The sequence below is a fragment of the Sphingopyxis sp. 2PD genome, assembly GCF_005503695.1.
Lineage (GTDB): Bacteria > Pseudomonadota > Alphaproteobacteria > Sphingomonadales > Sphingomonadaceae > Sphingopyxis.
Map to the genome: position 1 here is coordinate 25614 of NZ_SCMU01000028.1, position 14923 is coordinate 40536.

At 66.2% G+C, this 14923-nt stretch carries 16 protein-coding genes; 8 read left to right on the forward strand and 8 right to left on the reverse strand.

Translation table 11 applies throughout. The features are described 5' to 3' along the window. Nucleotides 1-11 precede the first annotated feature (11 nt). The gene (locus FFS18_RS14665) at nt 12-752 is read right to left on the reverse strand and encodes an SDR family oxidoreductase (protein ID WP_137871388.1); all 741 of its coding nucleotides are present in this window, start codon (nt 750-752) and stop codon (nt 12-14) included. Between the two features lie 94 nt (nt 753-846). On the opposite strand from FFS18_RS14665, the gene FFS18_RS14670 reads away from it, so the two are divergent. Next, nucleotides 847-1752, forward strand: coding sequence for an AraC family transcriptional regulator (locus tag FFS18_RS14670; RefSeq protein ID WP_137871389.1), 906 nt, complete (start codon nt 847-849; stop codon nt 1750-1752). A 1-nt stretch (nt 1753) separates the two neighbouring features. On the opposite strand, the gene FFS18_RS14675 is transcribed toward FFS18_RS14670, so the two are convergent. Together FFS18_RS14675 and FFS18_RS14680 are read right to left on the reverse strand one after the other, a co-directional pair. Then, on the reverse strand, nt 1754-2413 hold the full coding sequence (locus FFS18_RS14675; RefSeq protein WP_137871390.1) for an MOSC domain-containing protein: 660 nt from the start codon (nt 2411-2413) through the stop codon (nt 1754-1756). Further along, on the reverse strand, nt 2410-2958 hold the full coding sequence (locus tag FFS18_RS14680; protein WP_171005328.1) for a MarR family winged helix-turn-helix transcriptional regulator: 549 nt from the start codon (nt 2956-2958) through the stop codon (nt 2410-2412). The genes FFS18_RS14675 and FFS18_RS14680 overlap by 4 nt, the downstream gene beginning before the upstream one ends. A gap of 94 nt (nt 2959-3052) precedes the next feature. Here FFS18_RS14680 and FFS18_RS14685 point away from each other — a divergent pair, with 94 nt between their 5' ends. The 3 genes from FFS18_RS14685 (at nt 3053) to mobA (ending at nt 4792) form a co-directional block, all read left to right on the forward strand. Beyond that, a complete protein-coding gene (locus FFS18_RS14685; protein ID WP_249340420.1) occupies nt 3053-3301 on the forward strand; it encodes a thioredoxin family protein in 249 nt (82 codons plus the stop codon). A gap of 121 nt (nt 3302-3422) precedes the next feature. Further along, nucleotides 3423-4253: a formate dehydrogenase accessory sulfurtransferase FdhD gene (gene fdhD / locus FFS18_RS14690; protein ID WP_249340421.1), complete on the forward strand. Its 831-nt coding sequence runs from the start codon at nt 3423-3425 to the stop codon at nt 4251-4253. After that, a complete protein-coding gene (mobA, locus tag FFS18_RS14695) occupies nt 4250-4792 on the forward strand; it encodes a molybdenum cofactor guanylyltransferase (protein ID WP_137871392.1) in 543 nt (180 codons plus the stop codon). The genes fdhD and mobA overlap by 4 nt, the downstream gene beginning before the upstream one ends. A gap of 109 nt (nt 4793-4901) precedes the next feature. Here the strand turns inward: mobA and FFS18_RS14700 are convergent, their stop codons facing one another. Then, nucleotides 4902-7181, reverse strand: coding sequence for an FdhF/YdeP family oxidoreductase (locus tag FFS18_RS14700; protein WP_137871393.1), 2280 nt, complete (start codon nt 7179-7181; stop codon nt 4902-4904). Nucleotides 7182-7403: 222 nt separating this feature from the next. Between FFS18_RS14700 and FFS18_RS14705 the strand changes: the two genes are divergently transcribed. Then, on the forward strand, nt 7404-7868 hold the full coding sequence (locus tag FFS18_RS14705; RefSeq protein WP_137871394.1) for a pyridoxamine 5'-phosphate oxidase family protein: 465 nt from the start codon (nt 7404-7406) through the stop codon (nt 7866-7868). 160 nt (nt 7869-8028) lie between these two features. On the opposite strand, the gene FFS18_RS14710 is transcribed toward FFS18_RS14705, so the two are convergent. Beyond that, on the reverse strand, nt 8029-9015 hold the full coding sequence (locus tag FFS18_RS14710; protein WP_137871395.1) for an enolase C-terminal domain-like protein: 987 nt from the start codon (nt 9013-9015) through the stop codon (nt 8029-8031). Between the two features lie 138 nt (nt 9016-9153). On the opposite strand from FFS18_RS14710, the gene FFS18_RS14715 reads away from it, so the two are divergent. Beyond that, nucleotides 9154-9549, forward strand: coding sequence for a YkvA family protein (locus FFS18_RS14715; protein ID WP_137871396.1), 396 nt, complete (start codon nt 9154-9156; stop codon nt 9547-9549). A 164-nt stretch (nt 9550-9713) separates the two neighbouring features. Here the strand turns inward: FFS18_RS14715 and FFS18_RS14720 are convergent, their stop codons facing one another. Beyond that, a complete protein-coding gene (locus FFS18_RS14720) occupies nt 9714-10931 on the reverse strand; it encodes a polyhydroxyalkanoate depolymerase (RefSeq protein ID WP_137871397.1) in 1218 nt (405 codons plus the stop codon). Nucleotides 10932-11152: 221 nt separating this feature from the next. Here FFS18_RS14720 and FFS18_RS14725 point away from each other — a divergent pair, with 221 nt between their 5' ends. Together FFS18_RS14725 and FFS18_RS14730 are read left to right on the forward strand one after the other, a co-directional pair. Next, nucleotides 11153-12952, forward strand: a complete 1800-nt coding sequence (locus FFS18_RS14725) for an ABC transporter transmembrane domain-containing protein (protein ID WP_137871398.1) — start codon at nt 11153-11155, stop codon at nt 12950-12952. 29 nt (nt 12953-12981) lie between these two features. Further along, entirely contained in the window at nt 12982-13518 is a 537-nt protein-coding gene (locus tag FFS18_RS14730) for a DUF1993 domain-containing protein (RefSeq protein ID WP_137871399.1), read from the forward strand. A 338-nt stretch (nt 13519-13856) separates the two neighbouring features. Here FFS18_RS14730 and FFS18_RS14735 read toward each other — a convergent pair whose 3' ends face one another. Together FFS18_RS14735 and FFS18_RS14740 are read right to left on the reverse strand one after the other, a co-directional pair. Continuing rightward, nucleotides 13857-14297, reverse strand: a complete 441-nt coding sequence (locus FFS18_RS14735) for an ExbD/TolR family protein (protein WP_137871400.1) — start codon at nt 14295-14297, stop codon at nt 13857-13859. Nucleotides 14298-14568: 271 nt separating this feature from the next. After that, nucleotides 14569-14923 (reverse strand): OmpA family protein (locus FFS18_RS14740; RefSeq protein ID WP_137871401.1); only part of this gene is annotated, 355 nt, incomplete at its 5' end.

The window sequence follows — 14923 nt, forward strand, 5'->3', positions numbered from 1 at the left end:
CCGCGTGACGCTTAACTTGCAGCCAGCGCCACCGCGTCGGCGCCCGCCGGAAAATGCGCCTGCCCCGACTGGTCGTGAACCGCCCGCCAGACCGCCTCGGCGACATCGGCCTCGGTCGTGATCAACGCCGGGTTCGCCATGGCGGCAAGGATCGGCGCGGCATAGCTGCCATATGGTTCGGGCAGCACATCGGCGAGACGGATGTCGGTGTTCTGCGCAAAGGCGGTCGTCGGGCCATAGCCGGGCTCGACCAGCTTTACCGCGATCCCCAGCGGCGCCAGTTCGTGCGCGAGCGAGCCCGTGAAACCCTGGATGGCGGTCTTGCTGCCCGTATAGGCGGCGGCGAGCGGGAACGGCGCGAGCGTCGCGGACGACGTCACATTGACGATGACGCCCGACCCGCGGGCGCGAAATTGCGGAATCACCGCCTGCGTCATCGCGATGGTGCCCAGCGTGTTGGTGGCATAGACATTGTGGATCTTCGCCATCGGCGAATGTTCGAGCGCGCCGAACAGGCCGATCCCGGCGTTGTTGACGAGGACGTCGATCGGGCCCGCCAGTTCGAGCGCGAGCGCGATGCTGTCGGGGTCGGTGACGTCGAGGGCAAGGATGCGCAGGCGCTCGGACGGTGTCAAAGGTGCCGCGGAGGGGTTGCGCATCGTCGCGACCACATTCCAGCCGAGTGCGTGGAAGTGACGCGCGGTTTCGAGGCCATAGCCCGACGAGCAGCCGGTGATGAGGATGGTTTTCATATATGTTCCTTTCGTGGCGTGATGAAGGGAAGCTAGACGGCGCACGTCGGACTATCTATAATCTGCGATCCATTTTTTATTCGAGATAGTCCATATGGCCGATCCTTTGTCCGACCTGATCGCGCTGCTGCGCCCGCGCGCGGTGTTTGCGAAAGCGATCAGCGGCGCCGGTCGCTGGGCGGTGCGCTATGGCGATTTCGGGCATCCGGGGTTCTGCACGGTGATCGAGGGCGCCTGCCGCCTGTCGGTCGATGGGGCCGATCCGGTGATCATCGAGGCCGGCGATTTTGTGTTCCTGCCCGCGACGCCGGGCTTCACGATGGGAGGATTCGAGTCCGCCGAGCCGATCGAGATCGATCCGCACGCGGCGGCGGACCTGACCGCCGAGGCACGCCACGGTCAGCAGGAGGGCGCGCCCGATGTGAAGATGATCGGCGGATATTTCATGTTCGAATCGCCCGATGCCGCATTGCTCTTGTCGCAGCTTCCCGCGCTCATCCACCTCCGCGGCGCCGACCGGCTGGCGACACTGGTACGGCTGGTGCGGGAGGAGGCGGGCGAAGAACGTCCCGGATGCGACCTGATCCTGTCGCGGCTGGTCGAGGTGCTGATCGTCGAGGCGCTGCGATCGGTCGAGGGCGACGATGCGCCGCCGGGGTTGCTGCGCGGTCTCGCCGATCCGCGGCTGGCGGTCGCGATCCGGCAGATTCACGGCGCGCCCGCGCGATCCTGGACGGTCGCGGCGCTCGCGAAGGAAGCCGCGCTGTCACGCTCGGCCTTTTTCGAGCGTTTCTCGCGCACTGTCGGCGTACCGCCGATGGAGTATCTGCAGGGCTGGCGGATGAACCTCGCCAAGGATTTGCTGCGTCGCCGCGTCGGCAAGCTCGACGAGATCGCCGAACGGGTGGGCTATGGGTCGGCAAGCGCATTCAGCACGGCCTTTACCCGCCATGTCGGATTGCCGCCCAAGCGCTTTGCAATGACCGCCCCGATGCCCTGAACTAGTCGGCGCCGAACTGTGCAGCGAGCTTGGCGCGGCGGACTTTCCATGTTTCGGCGAGGACCGGCACGTCGCGGAGCGCGCGGAGGTCGGCCGGGCGGTCCTTCGCCTCGCCGCCGATCAGCAGGCCGAACAGCGATGCGAGCGGCCAGTCGGGCCAGGAGCGCTCGACAAGTTCCAGATCATCACCCGCGCGCACCATTCCGGGTTCGAGCACGCGATAATACCAGCCTGAGCGCCGCGTCTGGACCACCGCCGCCATAACGCCCTTCGCGCCGAAGCGATGGTCGAGTTTCCAGCATGGCTGGCGCGCCTGCGTTACCTCGACGAGCGCACTGCCGAGGCGGAAGCGGTCGCCCAGGAAGACGCTGTTTTCGTCGAGCCCGGTGGTCGAGATATTCTCGCCGAACGCGCCGGGCGCGTCGAGCAAGGGGGCATCGCCCAGATGGCCGCGCCACCAGTCATAATGGTCGGCGGGATAATGGTGGATCGCCTTGTCGATGCCGCCGTGGACGCTGCGATCGGCCTGCTCGTCGCCTGCCAGCCCCAGCGGCCCGACCGCGACTGCGTCGGCTACCGGCAGCTTGGCAATCGCGCTCGGTTCGTCGCCGCGAAAGGGGATCGCCTTGCCTGTGAGTACCGCGAGGATTTCGGTCTTCATGCAGCCTCCTGTTCGATACAGACGAGGGCGCTGTCGGCCTCGCTCAGCGCGACGTCGAGCAAGCGGCAGCGGTGCAGTCCCTGCCCGCACGCGTCCCGCTCGAAATGACGGCAATCGCGGCAGAGGCCGAATGGGCGCCCGCCCGACCGCGCGAGTTCAGCACGCAGCATCTGTTCGACGAGCCCCGAAAAGCTGTCGCGCTGCGCCGCGGTCAGATGGCCAAGCATCTGTTCTGCAAACGCAGGCGGCGGCCCCGCGACGACACGAGTACCCGCTTCGGTCAGGTCGAGCCGGACCACGCGCTGGTCGCCGGTATCGGCGCGACGCGCGACGAGCCCCTTTTTCTCGAGCGCCGCGAGCGTCTGCGACACGCTGCCCTTCGTCTGGCCGAGCCACGCCGTGAGCGCCTTCGGCGTCCGCGAGAAGCGGTTGGCCGATCGCAGGAACAAGAGCGCCTGCCACTGCACGGGCTGTAACCCGCGGTCATAACCGTCCGCGGCGACGATGCGGCTGAAACGCGTCAGAAGATCGGCGGCCCGGTCCATGGAAATTTGGTATCGACTAAATACCATCTTGGCAAGCCGCGGCGATGGCGTCATTCATATTGTATCGAGTCGATACCGATTCGAAGCAAGGAGAATGACCGTGTTGTCCAAAGCCATTTTCTATCACGCCGGGTGCCCGGTCTGCGTCGATGCCGAGCAGGGTCTGGCCCACGCGCTCGATCCCGCGCGCTTCAACGCGGAGATCGTCAATTTCGCCGACGCGCCGGGCCGGATCGGCGAGGCCGAAGCGGCGGGGGTCGTGTCGGTGCCCGCGCTGGTCGTCGACGGGCAGGTCTATCACATCAATTTCGGCGCCTCGCTGGACGATGTGAAGCGGGGCTGATCCGCCGCCAGCGACGTCGCCATATCGGCAAGGTTCCCCCTCCCCCTTGTCGATCTCAGCCTGTCCCGTCCGAACGGGTCGCCCGGACCGGGACAGGCTGAACCCGATCGGCTATCATGGCATGATGAGTCACGATGATCGCGCCGCCAACCCGCACCATATGATCGACATGCCGGTCCGCAAGCTGGGGCTGGCCGAGCCGGGCGACGCGGCGCTTGTCCGCAACATCGCGGTCGAGGCGCCGGTGTCGATCGAGGTTGGCGGCATCGGTTATGCGGTGATGATGGCGACCCCCGGCGACCTGGAGGATTATGCGATCGGCTTTGCGCTGAGCGAAGGCCTGGTCGCGGCGCCCGAACAGGTCGAGCGCATCGACGTCCATCCGGTCGAGGGCGGCTGGGCGCTGCGCCTCTGGGTGCCGCCCGAGCGCAGGGCGATTGCGATCGAGCGCGCGCGCCAGCGGGTGAGCGAGAGCAGCTGTGGGCTATGCGGGATCGAGAATATCGCGGAAGTGCTGCGCCCGCTGCCCCTCGTCACCGCGCGGATCGCCACTGACCGTAGCGCGATCGCAGCCGCGTTGGCAGCGCTCGGCGAGCATCAGCCGCTCGCGCGCGCAACGGGCGCGGTCCATGCCGCCGCCTTCTGCTCGCCGACCGGCGAGATCCGGTTGGTGCGCGAAGACGTCGGACGGCACAACGCGCTCGACAAGCTGATCGGAGCGCTGGCGCGCGCGGAGATCGACCCGGCGGCGGGCTTCTTCCTGTTGTCGGCGCGGTGCAGTTACGAGCTCGTCGAAAAGACGGTGCGCGCGGGCTGTCCGATGCTGGTCACCATCTCGGCGCCGACGAGCCTGGCGGCACAGCGCGCCGCGCAGGCGGGGCTGACGCTGGTCGCGCTGGCGCGCCCCGATGCAGCGCTGGTGGTCAGCGATGCGCGCGGGATGATCGCGTGAGGACGCTGGGCGCGGTGCTGGCGGGCGGGCGGTCGCGCCGCTTCGGGTCGGACAAGGCGCTCGCGATGCTGGGCGGACGGACCCTGCTCGACCATGCGACGGCGGCGCTCGGCCGGCATTGCGATGCGGTGGTCGTTGTCGGGCGTGGCGAGATCGCCGATTGGCCGCGCGCCGACATGGGGCCACTCGGCGGGATTGCGGGGGCGCTGATCCATGCAGCGGAGCGGGGGTTCGACCAGTTGCTAACCGTCCCGGTCGATTGCGTGCGCCTGCCGCCCGACCTCCGCGCGCGGCTCAAACCCGCTCCGGCGTTTCTCGACAGACAGCCGGTGATCGGGCTGTGGCCGGTCGCGTCGCTGGCCCCGCTACAGGCGATGCTCGAGGACGAAAGCGACCTTGCGGTGCGCGCCTTTGCCCGGCGCATCGGCGCGCGCGCGGTCGCGATCGATTTGGCGCCGCCCAACATCAACAGCACCGACGATCTGGCGCGGCTCGCGGGCGAAGCGGGCTGGAGTACGCGGGAGCATCCATTACCGTAGCCCTGAGCCTGTCGAATGGCGCTTCACCGATAAGCACCCTTCGACAGGCTCAGGGCTACGGTTCAACATCGCATATCCGTATCCCGATGTGCCCCGAAAAGCACCGGCGCTAAACCACCGTCGCCATCGCCACAACGCGCACCGGGATCGCCTTGGCCGCCGGGCAACCGCTCGTCTTGTCATAAAAGCCGAGCGGGAGCAGCGGGTTGAGCTCGGGGTAATAGCCCGCGACCGACCCCCGCGACATCGGATAGTCGATGATCGTCAGCCCCTCGACCCGGCGTCGGGCGCCGTCGTCGCTGAAGGTTTCGAGCGCGACCTTCGCGCCCGCCTCCAGCCCGCGATCGGCGATGTCGTCGGCGTTCATGAACAGCACCATCCGGTCGTTATAAACTCCGCGATAGCGGTCGTTGTAGCTATAGATCGTCGTGTTGAACTGATCGTGCGAGCGCACGGTGGCGAGCCGCAGCATCGCCGGATCATCCACCGGCGCGTTGACCGCCAGCCCGGGCAGGATGAGGAAATTCGCCTTGCCGTTGGGGGTCGCCCACGCGCGGCGGCGCGGCGGGATATCGAGGTGGAAGCCTTGCGGCGCCTCGATGCGCTCGGCAAAGCCTTCGTAAAGCGCGGGATAGACCGCCGCGATCTTGTCGCGGATCAAACCGTAATCGTCGATATAGGCCGCCCAATCGACCTTGCTGTCAGGCAAGGTCGCCATCGCCATGCGGCAGACGATCTCGGTTTCGGGCAGCAGATGCTCGCTCGCCGGGTCGAGGACGCCGCGCGAGGCGGTGACGTTCGACATCGAATCCTCGATAGTGACAAACTGTTCGCCCGCCGCGGTCTCGATCCGTTCGGAGCGCGCGATGACGGGCAGGATCAGCGCGTCCTTGCCATGCACCAGATGACCGCGGTTGAGCTTGGTCGCGATCCCGACGGTCAGGTCGAGCTGGCGCATCGCATCATAGGCGCGGTCGGTGTCGGGGACCGCGCGCACGAAATTGCCGCCGAGGCCGATGAACACCCTGGCGCTGCCGTCGAGCATCGCTTCGATCGATTCGACGCTGTGATGGCCATGCGCGCGCGGCGGTTCGAACCCGAACACCTCGCGCACCTTGTCGAGATAGGCAGCGCCCGGTTTCTCATCGATGCCGACGGTGCGGTCGCCCTGCACATTGGAATGGCCGCGGATCGGCGAAATCCCGGCGCCGGGCTTGCCGAAATTGCCCTTGAGCAACAGCAGATTGGCGATCTGCTGGACCAGCTGCGATCCCTGTTGATGCTGGGTCACCCCCATGCCGTAACAGATGATCGTCGCGTTCGAGCGCATGTAGATTTCGGCGCAGCGGCGAATCTGCGCCGCGTCCAGCCCCGATGCGGCAGTGATTTCGTCCCAGTCCTGCGCTGCGACGTCGGCCTGAAGCGCCGCAAAACCGTCGGTGTGTCCGGCGATGAAGTCGTGATCGAAAACGGCCTCGCCCGCCGCCTCGCGCTCGAACATCACCTTCATCATGCCCTTGAGCAGCGCGAGGTCGCCGCCGATCCGGATATGAACGAACTCGCTGGTGACCGCGGTCGACCCCAGCGTCGCCATCTGGACGATGTCCTGCGGTTCGGTGAATTGGATCAGCGCGCGTTCGGGCATCGGGTTGACCGCGACGATCGGCACCCCGCGTTTGCGCGCCTCGACGAGCGGGGTCATCATCCGCGGCGCGTTGGTCCCGGCGTTGTGGCCGATCAGGAAAATCGCTTGCGCATGTTCGAAATCGTCGAGGACCACCGTGCCCTTGCCGATGCCGATCGCGGGCGGCAGGCCGCGGCTGGTCGGTTCGTGGCACATGTTCGAACAATCGGGAAAATTGTTCGTCCCAAATTCGCGCACAAAGATCGAATAGAGGAACGCCGTCTCGTTCGCGGTGCGGCCCGAGGTGTAGAATTCGGCCTGATGCGGGCTGTCGAGGGCGCGCAGATGGCGACCGATGAGCGCAAAGGCATCGTCCCAGCCGACCGGCACATAATGATCGGTCGCCGCATCATAACGCATCGGTTCGGTCAGCCGCCCCTGCATCTCCAGCCAATAGTCCGATTGCTGCATCAGATCGGATACGCTGTGCTGGGCAAAAAAGTCGCGCGTCACGCGAAACTTGGTCGCTTCATGCGCGAGCGCCTTGGCGCCATTTTCGCAGAATTCCAGCTTCTTGGTGCAGGTCGCATCGGGAAAGGCGCAGCTGGGGCATTTGAACCCGCCGGGCTGGTTCATCGCCAGCAGCGCGCGCGATCCCTTGCCGACAACGCTCTGCTCCATCAGCACTTTCGCCGTCGCAGCGGCGGCGCCCCAACCGCCTGCGGGGCTGGTATAGGTGCGGTAACGGGGTTTCCGGTCGGTCATGTCGCGCAGATTAGCGCAGTGCCGCCCGCTTTCCTATCGCTCGCCGACATTCAGCGTAAAACAGGCGCCGCGTCCGTCCCGACCCGCACCGCTGCACAGGCCGATGGCCGCAGCCGCGATCGCCGAGGCGCGGACGAAGCTCGCGACCGCAAGCTGACCGGCGCAACATTGGGGGGCCGTGGTGCGTTGGTGGACCATCAACACCCCAAAAGGAGCCCCCCAATGAGCGACGATATCAAGCAGCAGTTCTGGAAGGCGCTGGCCGCAAGCCCCTATGTGATGGTCGGCCGGGCCGGCGAGCGGGCGCATCATATTCCGATGAATGCGCAGCTCGACAAGGACGCCGACAGCGCCTTCTGGTTCTTTACCTCGACCGACAACCGGCTGGCCGGCGGCGGCCCCGCGATGGCGCAGTTCGCATCGAAGGGGCATGACCTGTTCGCCTGCATTTCGGGCACGCTGGTCCGCGAAAACGACCGCGCGGTGCTCGACAAGCTGTGGAGCAACGGCGTCGCCGCCTGGTACGAGGGCGGCAAGGACGATCCGAAGCTGCTCCTGCTCCGCTTTGACTTGGGCGATGCCGAAATCTGGACCGCCGATCCCGGAATCAAGGGCATCTTCAAGCTGATGACCGGCATGACGATGAAAGAAGGCGAGCTCGGCCAGCACGCCGAGGTGGCGCTGTAACCTTCCACGCCCCCGCGAAGGCGGGGGCGGCGCCTGCCGCTAGGCGATGTTTGTCAGGCGCGAACACCAAAGCGTAGCCCTGAGCCTGTCGAAGGGCGCTTCGCCGTGAGGCGCCCTTCGACAGGCTCAGGGCTACGGTTCAATAATATGGCACCATGCTTTATCTCACCGGCGGCCCGATCCGTCCGCCGCGATACTCAAACCCGCCATCGCGGTCTTCGGCGAGACGCGCCGGACCGCCAAGGTCGACCCATTTTGCGCGCTGCGCGAGGACGAAGGCGGGCAGGATCGCGAGGCTGGTCGACACCGCGCCGCTGACCATGATCGCCAGCCCCGCCGCATCGGCGGCGTCGGCAATGCGCAGCGCCTCGGTCAGCCCGCCCGCGTGGTCGAGCCGGATATTGACCCCATCGTAAAAGGCGCCGATCCGCGCCACATCGGCGGCGGTCTGACAGCTGTCACCTGCAACGAACGGCACCGGCGCATAGACGGGGTCGAGCAGCGCATCGGCGCCGACCGGCACTGGCTGGACGATCATTTCGGCGCCCAGATCCGCCAGCGCTTCGGCCTCGCTCAATATGTCCGCTTCGCCCCAGCGCGCGGCGGCATCGACGATCAGCCGGGCATTGGGTGCGCCCTTGCGCGCCCCCGTGACGCAGAGCCGGTCGTTGCCGCCGGTCAGCTCGATCCGCAGCAAACTATAGCCGTCGGCTTCCGCCGTCGCCGCCTGTTCGGCCATCGCGCCGGGGCTGCCCGGCAACAGCGTGAACGCCGTCACCCGCGCGGTCGGCGCTGCGTCGCACCCGGCGAGCTGCCATAGCCGCAGCCCGTTTTCCTTGGCCTCGAGCTCCCACAGTGCACAGTCGAGCGCGTTGCGCGCCGCGCCCGGCGGCAACAGCTCCTGCACCGCCGCGCGCGCGGCAGCGGTGCCCAGACCGCCGATGTGCGCCGCGGCGCGCAGGATCTGGTCACGGCACGTCGCGGCATCCTCGCCCAGCGCCGCGACGGGCGTCCCCTCGCCGCGCCCGATCGCGCCTTCGCCCGCCACCTCGGCCACAATGACATCGACATGGGCGCCATGCGCCACCGCAAAATCCGCCGCGACCGGCCAGCGTTCGACGCGCGCGCTTTTCAGTTGGATCGCCATCGCGCGATCATAGGCGAAGACTGCCGTCCCACAACATCGTCATTGCGAGCGAAGCGACGCAATCCAGAGCGGTGCCAGGCCGCCGTGGATTGCTTCGCTTCGCTCGCAATGACCAACAAAATGTCTATGGAGTAAAGGATGACCGGCAAATCCCTTTCCGAACGCATCGGCGACCTCGGCCACCGCCTTGCGGTCGAGGCACACGCCGCCTGGCTGGCCGCGCGCGACCCGCGCGTGCCGAAGCTCGCGCGGCTGCTCGCGGTGGCGGTCGCGGCCTATGCGCTGTCACCGATCGACCTGATCCCCGATTTCATTCCGGTGCTCGGCTGGCTCGACGACCTGCTCATCGTCCCGTTGGGATTGTGGGCGGTACGCCGCCTGATCCCCGAGTCGCTCTGGGCCGAACTGCACGCTGCCGCCGAGGCGGCCAGCGCCCGCCCGTCGAGCCGCGCGGGCATGGCGTTCATCCTGCTGGCGTGGGCGGGGCTGCTCTATCTGGTCTATTGGGCGGTGCGTACCTCGCCGATGCATTGAGCGGGCAGGCGGGCTGTCAGAAGGGTTGATTGGAGTGGGGGCAATCGTCGCCCCCGCGCAGGCGGGGGCCGCTAGCCGCCTATTCCTGCGCCGCTGCGTAAACCGACAGCGGCCCCCGCCTTCGCGGGGGCGACGGCTTGTTTCGGTCGCGTCCAGCCGCCTCACTACCCGTTGCTGCGGATCCACCCCTCAACCACCGGCGCGATATCCTCGCGCCATTTGCGGCCGTTGAAGATGCCGTAATGGCCGACGGCCTTGGCCATCAGATATTTCTTCTTCTCCGCGGGCAGCGACTTGGTCAGCGTCAGCGCCGCCTTGGTTTGCCCGATCCCCGAAATATCGTCGCGCTCGCCCTCGATCGCCAGCAGCGCGATATCCTCGATCGCATTGAGGTCGACCGGCTTGCCACGATGCAGCATCTCGCCCTTGGGCAGCGCGTGGCGTTGGAACACGACGTCGACCGTCTGCAGATAGAATTCGGCGGTCATGTCGCAGACCGAACGATATTCGTCGTAAAATTCCTTGGTCTTGTCGGCTTCCTCGCCGTCGCCGTCGACCAGATGTTTGAACATCGCCCAATGGCTCATCATGTGATTGCCGAGGTTCATCGACATGAAGCCTGCCAATTGCAAAAAGCCCGGATAAACGCGGCGCCCGGCGCCCGGATAATAGGCCGGCACCGTCGCGATCACATTTTCCTGGAACCAGGCGTGCGGGCGCGTCATTGCATGCTGGTTGACCGCCGTCGGTGCCTTGCGCGTATCGATCGGCCCGCCCATCATCGTCAGCGTTTTCGGACGGCATTTATGCTTGTCGGCAGCCATGATCGCCGCCGCGGCAAGCGCCGGGACCGACGGCTGGCACACCGCGAGCACATGCGCGCCGGGGCCGATATGCTCCAGCCAGCCGATCAGATAGTCGATATAATCGTCGAGGTCGAACTTGCCCGCCTCCAATGGCACGTTGCGCGCGTCGCGCCAGTCGGTGATCCACACGTCATGGCCGGGCAGCATCCGCTCGACCGTGCCGCGCAGCAGCGTCGCATAATGGCCCGACATCGGCGCGACGATCAGCAGCTTGGGGGCGTCCTTCGCACCTTTATGTTTGAAATGCTTGAGCTGGCCAAAGGGTTTGCGCGCTTCGATCGCTTCGGTCACGCGCACCGTTTCGCCATCGACGATCGTCTCGTACAGCTCGAAACCCGGCTTGCCGCGCGGCGCCGCGGCGTGGGCGAACACCTCCAGCGCCGACGCAAACATCGGGCTGCCGCCGAAATAGCCGAGCGGATTCGCGGGATGCTGCATCACCTGCGCGCCTGCGGTCGCCAGCGCGCTCGCGCCCGCCAGCCAACTCTTTTGCATTTCAAAGGCATGATACAGCATGTTCGATACGTTCCTTGGCAAGCCCCGACGCTCTTTGGGCGTCTGTCGTTGGCACCAGTCTAGGGCATCCGATCCATTGTGCAATGCATCATAAACGCCATTGCGAGCAATCCTTGTCCGGAATCGCATCGTCGGCTTTGCAGCTCCGCTTCATAATCCATGAAGCGCGGCACCATTTTGCGTCGTTGAGCGGGGGCGTCGCCGCTGCTAGGGCCGCTGCAATGGCACGCGCTTCCGACCCCTCCGCCGCGAAAACCCCCGCCGAACCGCGCCGCAAGCTCGGCAGCCTGCGGATGATCTGGCATTACGCCAGCGCCTACCCTCTGCAACTGGTGATCGCGGCGGTCGCGCTGGGCGTCGCCGCGCTCGCCACGCTAGCGATCCCCTGGCAGTTCAAGGAAATGATCGACAGCGGCTTTGTCGCTGGCGGCGGCGACGTCGCGCCGCATTTCCGCCTGTTCTACGCAATCGTGCTGACCCTCGCCTTCGCCACCGCGCTGCGTTTCTATTTCGTCAGCTGGCTGGGCGAGCGCACCGTCGCCGACATCCGTCAGGCGGTCCAGCGCAACCTGCTGCGTCTTGCCCCCGGTTTTTTCGAGGAAAATCGCCCGTCCGAAATCGCCTCGCGGATGACGTCGGACACCACGATCATCGAACAGGTCGTCGGCACGACGGTGTCGGTGGCGCTGCGCAACCTGGTGATGGGGATCGGCGGCATCGCCTATCTGTTCACCCTGTCGCCGAAACTGACCGGCGGCATCCTGCTCGGTATTCCGGTGATCATCATGCCGATCGTGCTGCTGGGGCGCCGCCTGCAGAAGGTCGCGCGGTCGAGCCAGGATCGCGTCGCCGACATCGGCGCCACCACCTCCGAACAATTGGGCGCGATGAAGATCGTCCAGGCCTTCGGGCAGGAAGACCGCGAAGCGGCGCGGTTTGAAAGCGCCGTCGAAGCGACCTTCGCCACCGCCAAGCGCCGCATTCGCCTCCGCGCGATCATGACCGCGATCGTCATCGGCCTGTTGTTCGGCGCGATCACCACCCTGCTGTGGTACGGCGCCGAAGGCGTCGCGGCGGGGACGATCACCGGCGGCACGATCGCCGCTTTTGTCCTCACGGGCGGGCTAGTCGCGGGCGCGTTCGGCGCGCTCACCGAAGTCTATGGCGACCTGCTGCGCGCCGCGGGCGCCGCCGAGCGCCTTTCCGAACTGCTCAATGCCGAAGCGAGCATCGCGCCGCCCGCGCAGCCGCGCGCCTTCCCCGAACCTCCGCGCGGCACGCTCGAATTCGCGCATGTCGAATTTCACTACCCGACGCGTCCCGACGCCCCCGCGCTGCACGATTTCAGCCTCGCGATCCAGCCGCGCGAAACCGTCGCCATCGTCGGCCCGTCGGGCGCCGGCAAATCGACCTTGTTCCAGCTTGCCGAGCGTTTCTACGATCCGCAGGCGGGACAGGTCCTGCTCGACGGCGTCGCGCTCACCGACGCCGATCCCGCTGACATCCGCGCCCGCATCGCGATGGTGCCGCAGGAAACGGTGATCTTCGCCGCCTCGGCACGCGACAATCTGCGTTACGGCAATTGGGACGCGACCGACGACGAGCTTTGGGACGCCGCGCGCGCCGCCAATGCCGAGGAGTTTCTGCGCAAACTGCCCGACGGTCTCGATACCTTCATGGGCGAAGGCGGCGCGCGCCTTTCGGGCGGCCAGCGCCAGCGCGTCGCGATCGCCCGCGCGCTACTCCGCCGCGCGCCTTTGCTGCTGCTTGACGAGGCGACGTCGGCGCTTGACGCCGAATCCGAAAAGCTGGTGCAGGACGCGCTCGAAACCTTGATGCATGACCGTACGACGGTCGTCATCGCGCACCGGCTCGCCACGGTCCGCGCCGCCGACCGGATCATCGTCATGGACGATGGCCGCATCGTCGAGGAAGGCAAGCATGACGCGCTCGTCGCCGCCGATGGCCTCTACGCCCGCCTCGCCCGCCTGCAATTCCAGGACAATCTCGCGACCGCCTGACCACCCCCTACGCTTCCAAGGATGTGACGATGCTCTACGATATGACCGTTCCCGCCTATCAGAACGGCCTGCGCGCGCTATCGGCGCAGCTGGACAAGGCGCTGGCCTGGGGTGCCGAAAACGACGTCGGCGAATTGCAACTCATCGTCGCGCGCCTCGCCCCCGACATGTTCCCGCTCGCATCGCAAATCCGCTTCAGCTGCCTGCAAGCGATTCAGCCGCCGACGCGCCTCGGCGTCACCGGCGCGCCGGCGCTCACCGACGACGCAGCTGATTTTGCTGGTCTTCAGGCGCAGATCGCGGCGACGCTTGTGTGGCTCGATACCGTCGATGCGGCGACGTTCGACGCCGACCCAGACCGGCCCGTCAGCTTCGACCTGCCGAACGGCATGGCGTTCGACATGACCGCGCTCACCTACGTCCGCGACTGGGCGCAGCCGCAGTTTTATTTTCACCTCGTCGCCGCCTATTCGATCCTCCGCCACATGGGCATCCCGCTCGGCAAGGCCGACTATGTGGGCTATATGATGGCCTATCTCCGCCCCGGCACCGCGCCCGCCGCCTGACAGAGCAGGAAGCCGATCGACGCACAGCGCGTCGCTCAGGCCAGGCAGGTCTGGAGTTTTTCACACAAAGACACGAAAATGGCGGTTTACGGCCGCTAGGCCACCCTCCTGTCAGCCGCTTTGGTCCGGCGCGGCGGCTGAAAAAAGAGGCCGCTTTGCGGCTAGCACGACATCTTCGTGTCTTTGTGTCTTTGTGCGAAACAAATTTGATCGACCTCGCAGCAGCCAGCCAGTTTCGCGCTTGTGCAGTCCCGTGTCGCCTGCTCGGCAGGCTCGGGACAATCCCTCGCCATGCCAGCACAGGGCTTCAAGCCGCCCCAGCCACGTCCGCGCGCCGTTCAGATCAACTCGCGATATCGGTGGATACCCGGAAAGGCGATTTTTGACCCGCCGTTGCGCCGGATCGCACCGATGGCCTCATCGACGCGCAGATAGCGCGCCCGCGCTTCGGGCTCGAACATCAGCGTCGCCACTTGGGGACGGTCCGACGCCATTTTGACCAACTGGCCGAGCTCGGCCAGATCGACCGGCTCGCCATTCCAGCGGATGATGTCGCTCGTGTCGATGGTAATGCGGTTTTCATCCCGCACTTCGGCGGGGCCGGGGTCCACCCCTGGCAAGGTAACGTCGACGCTATGCGTCGGCGGCGGGATCGTGATGATGAACATCACCAGCATGACCAGCATCACGTCGATCAAGGGCGTGGTGTTGATATCGGGATCGCCGTTCGGATCGGCGCGAAAAATACTGCGATGAAACATGCTGCGGCGTCGGCGCATCGTCTCTCTCCCGGTTTGGGGCCGGTCGCACCGCGATGACGGGCGTCCGCCCCTTTTGGCAAGGGAGCACGAACAATCCGGCACCCTTGACGTGACGGTATATCATAAATTTATGAGAGCAAGCGAAATCCGATCACGATCTCCGACCGCTCGCCAAGCATCACAAGGCCAAGGAAACGGCTGCGCGCTTCGCACAAAAAAGAAAGGGCGGCACCTTGCGGTACCGCCCTCGCTTGTTTCTTCCAGTCCCGGTCGGGAATGGAAACCGGTCTTACATGCCCGAGTTCGGACCGTAAGTGATTTCCACGCGACGGTTCTGGTCGTTGCGCACGCCGTCGGCGGTAGCAACGGCCGGGCGGCTTTCGCCGAAGCCCTGCGCGCTGATCGAGCCATCCGAAATACCGCGAGCGGTCAGATAGCTGCGAACCGCAGCGTTGCGGCGTTCCGACAGGCCGACGTTGTACGTGGCCGAACCCGAACGGTCGGCGTGACCGGCGAGCATGACCTGCGTACCCGTGCAACCACGGTTGTAGGCGCTGATCGCGTTGTCGAGCGTCGAAGCCGCTTCCGGCGTGATGTTCGACTGATCCCAGTCGAAGTACACGATGTACGGCCCAGGCTCACAC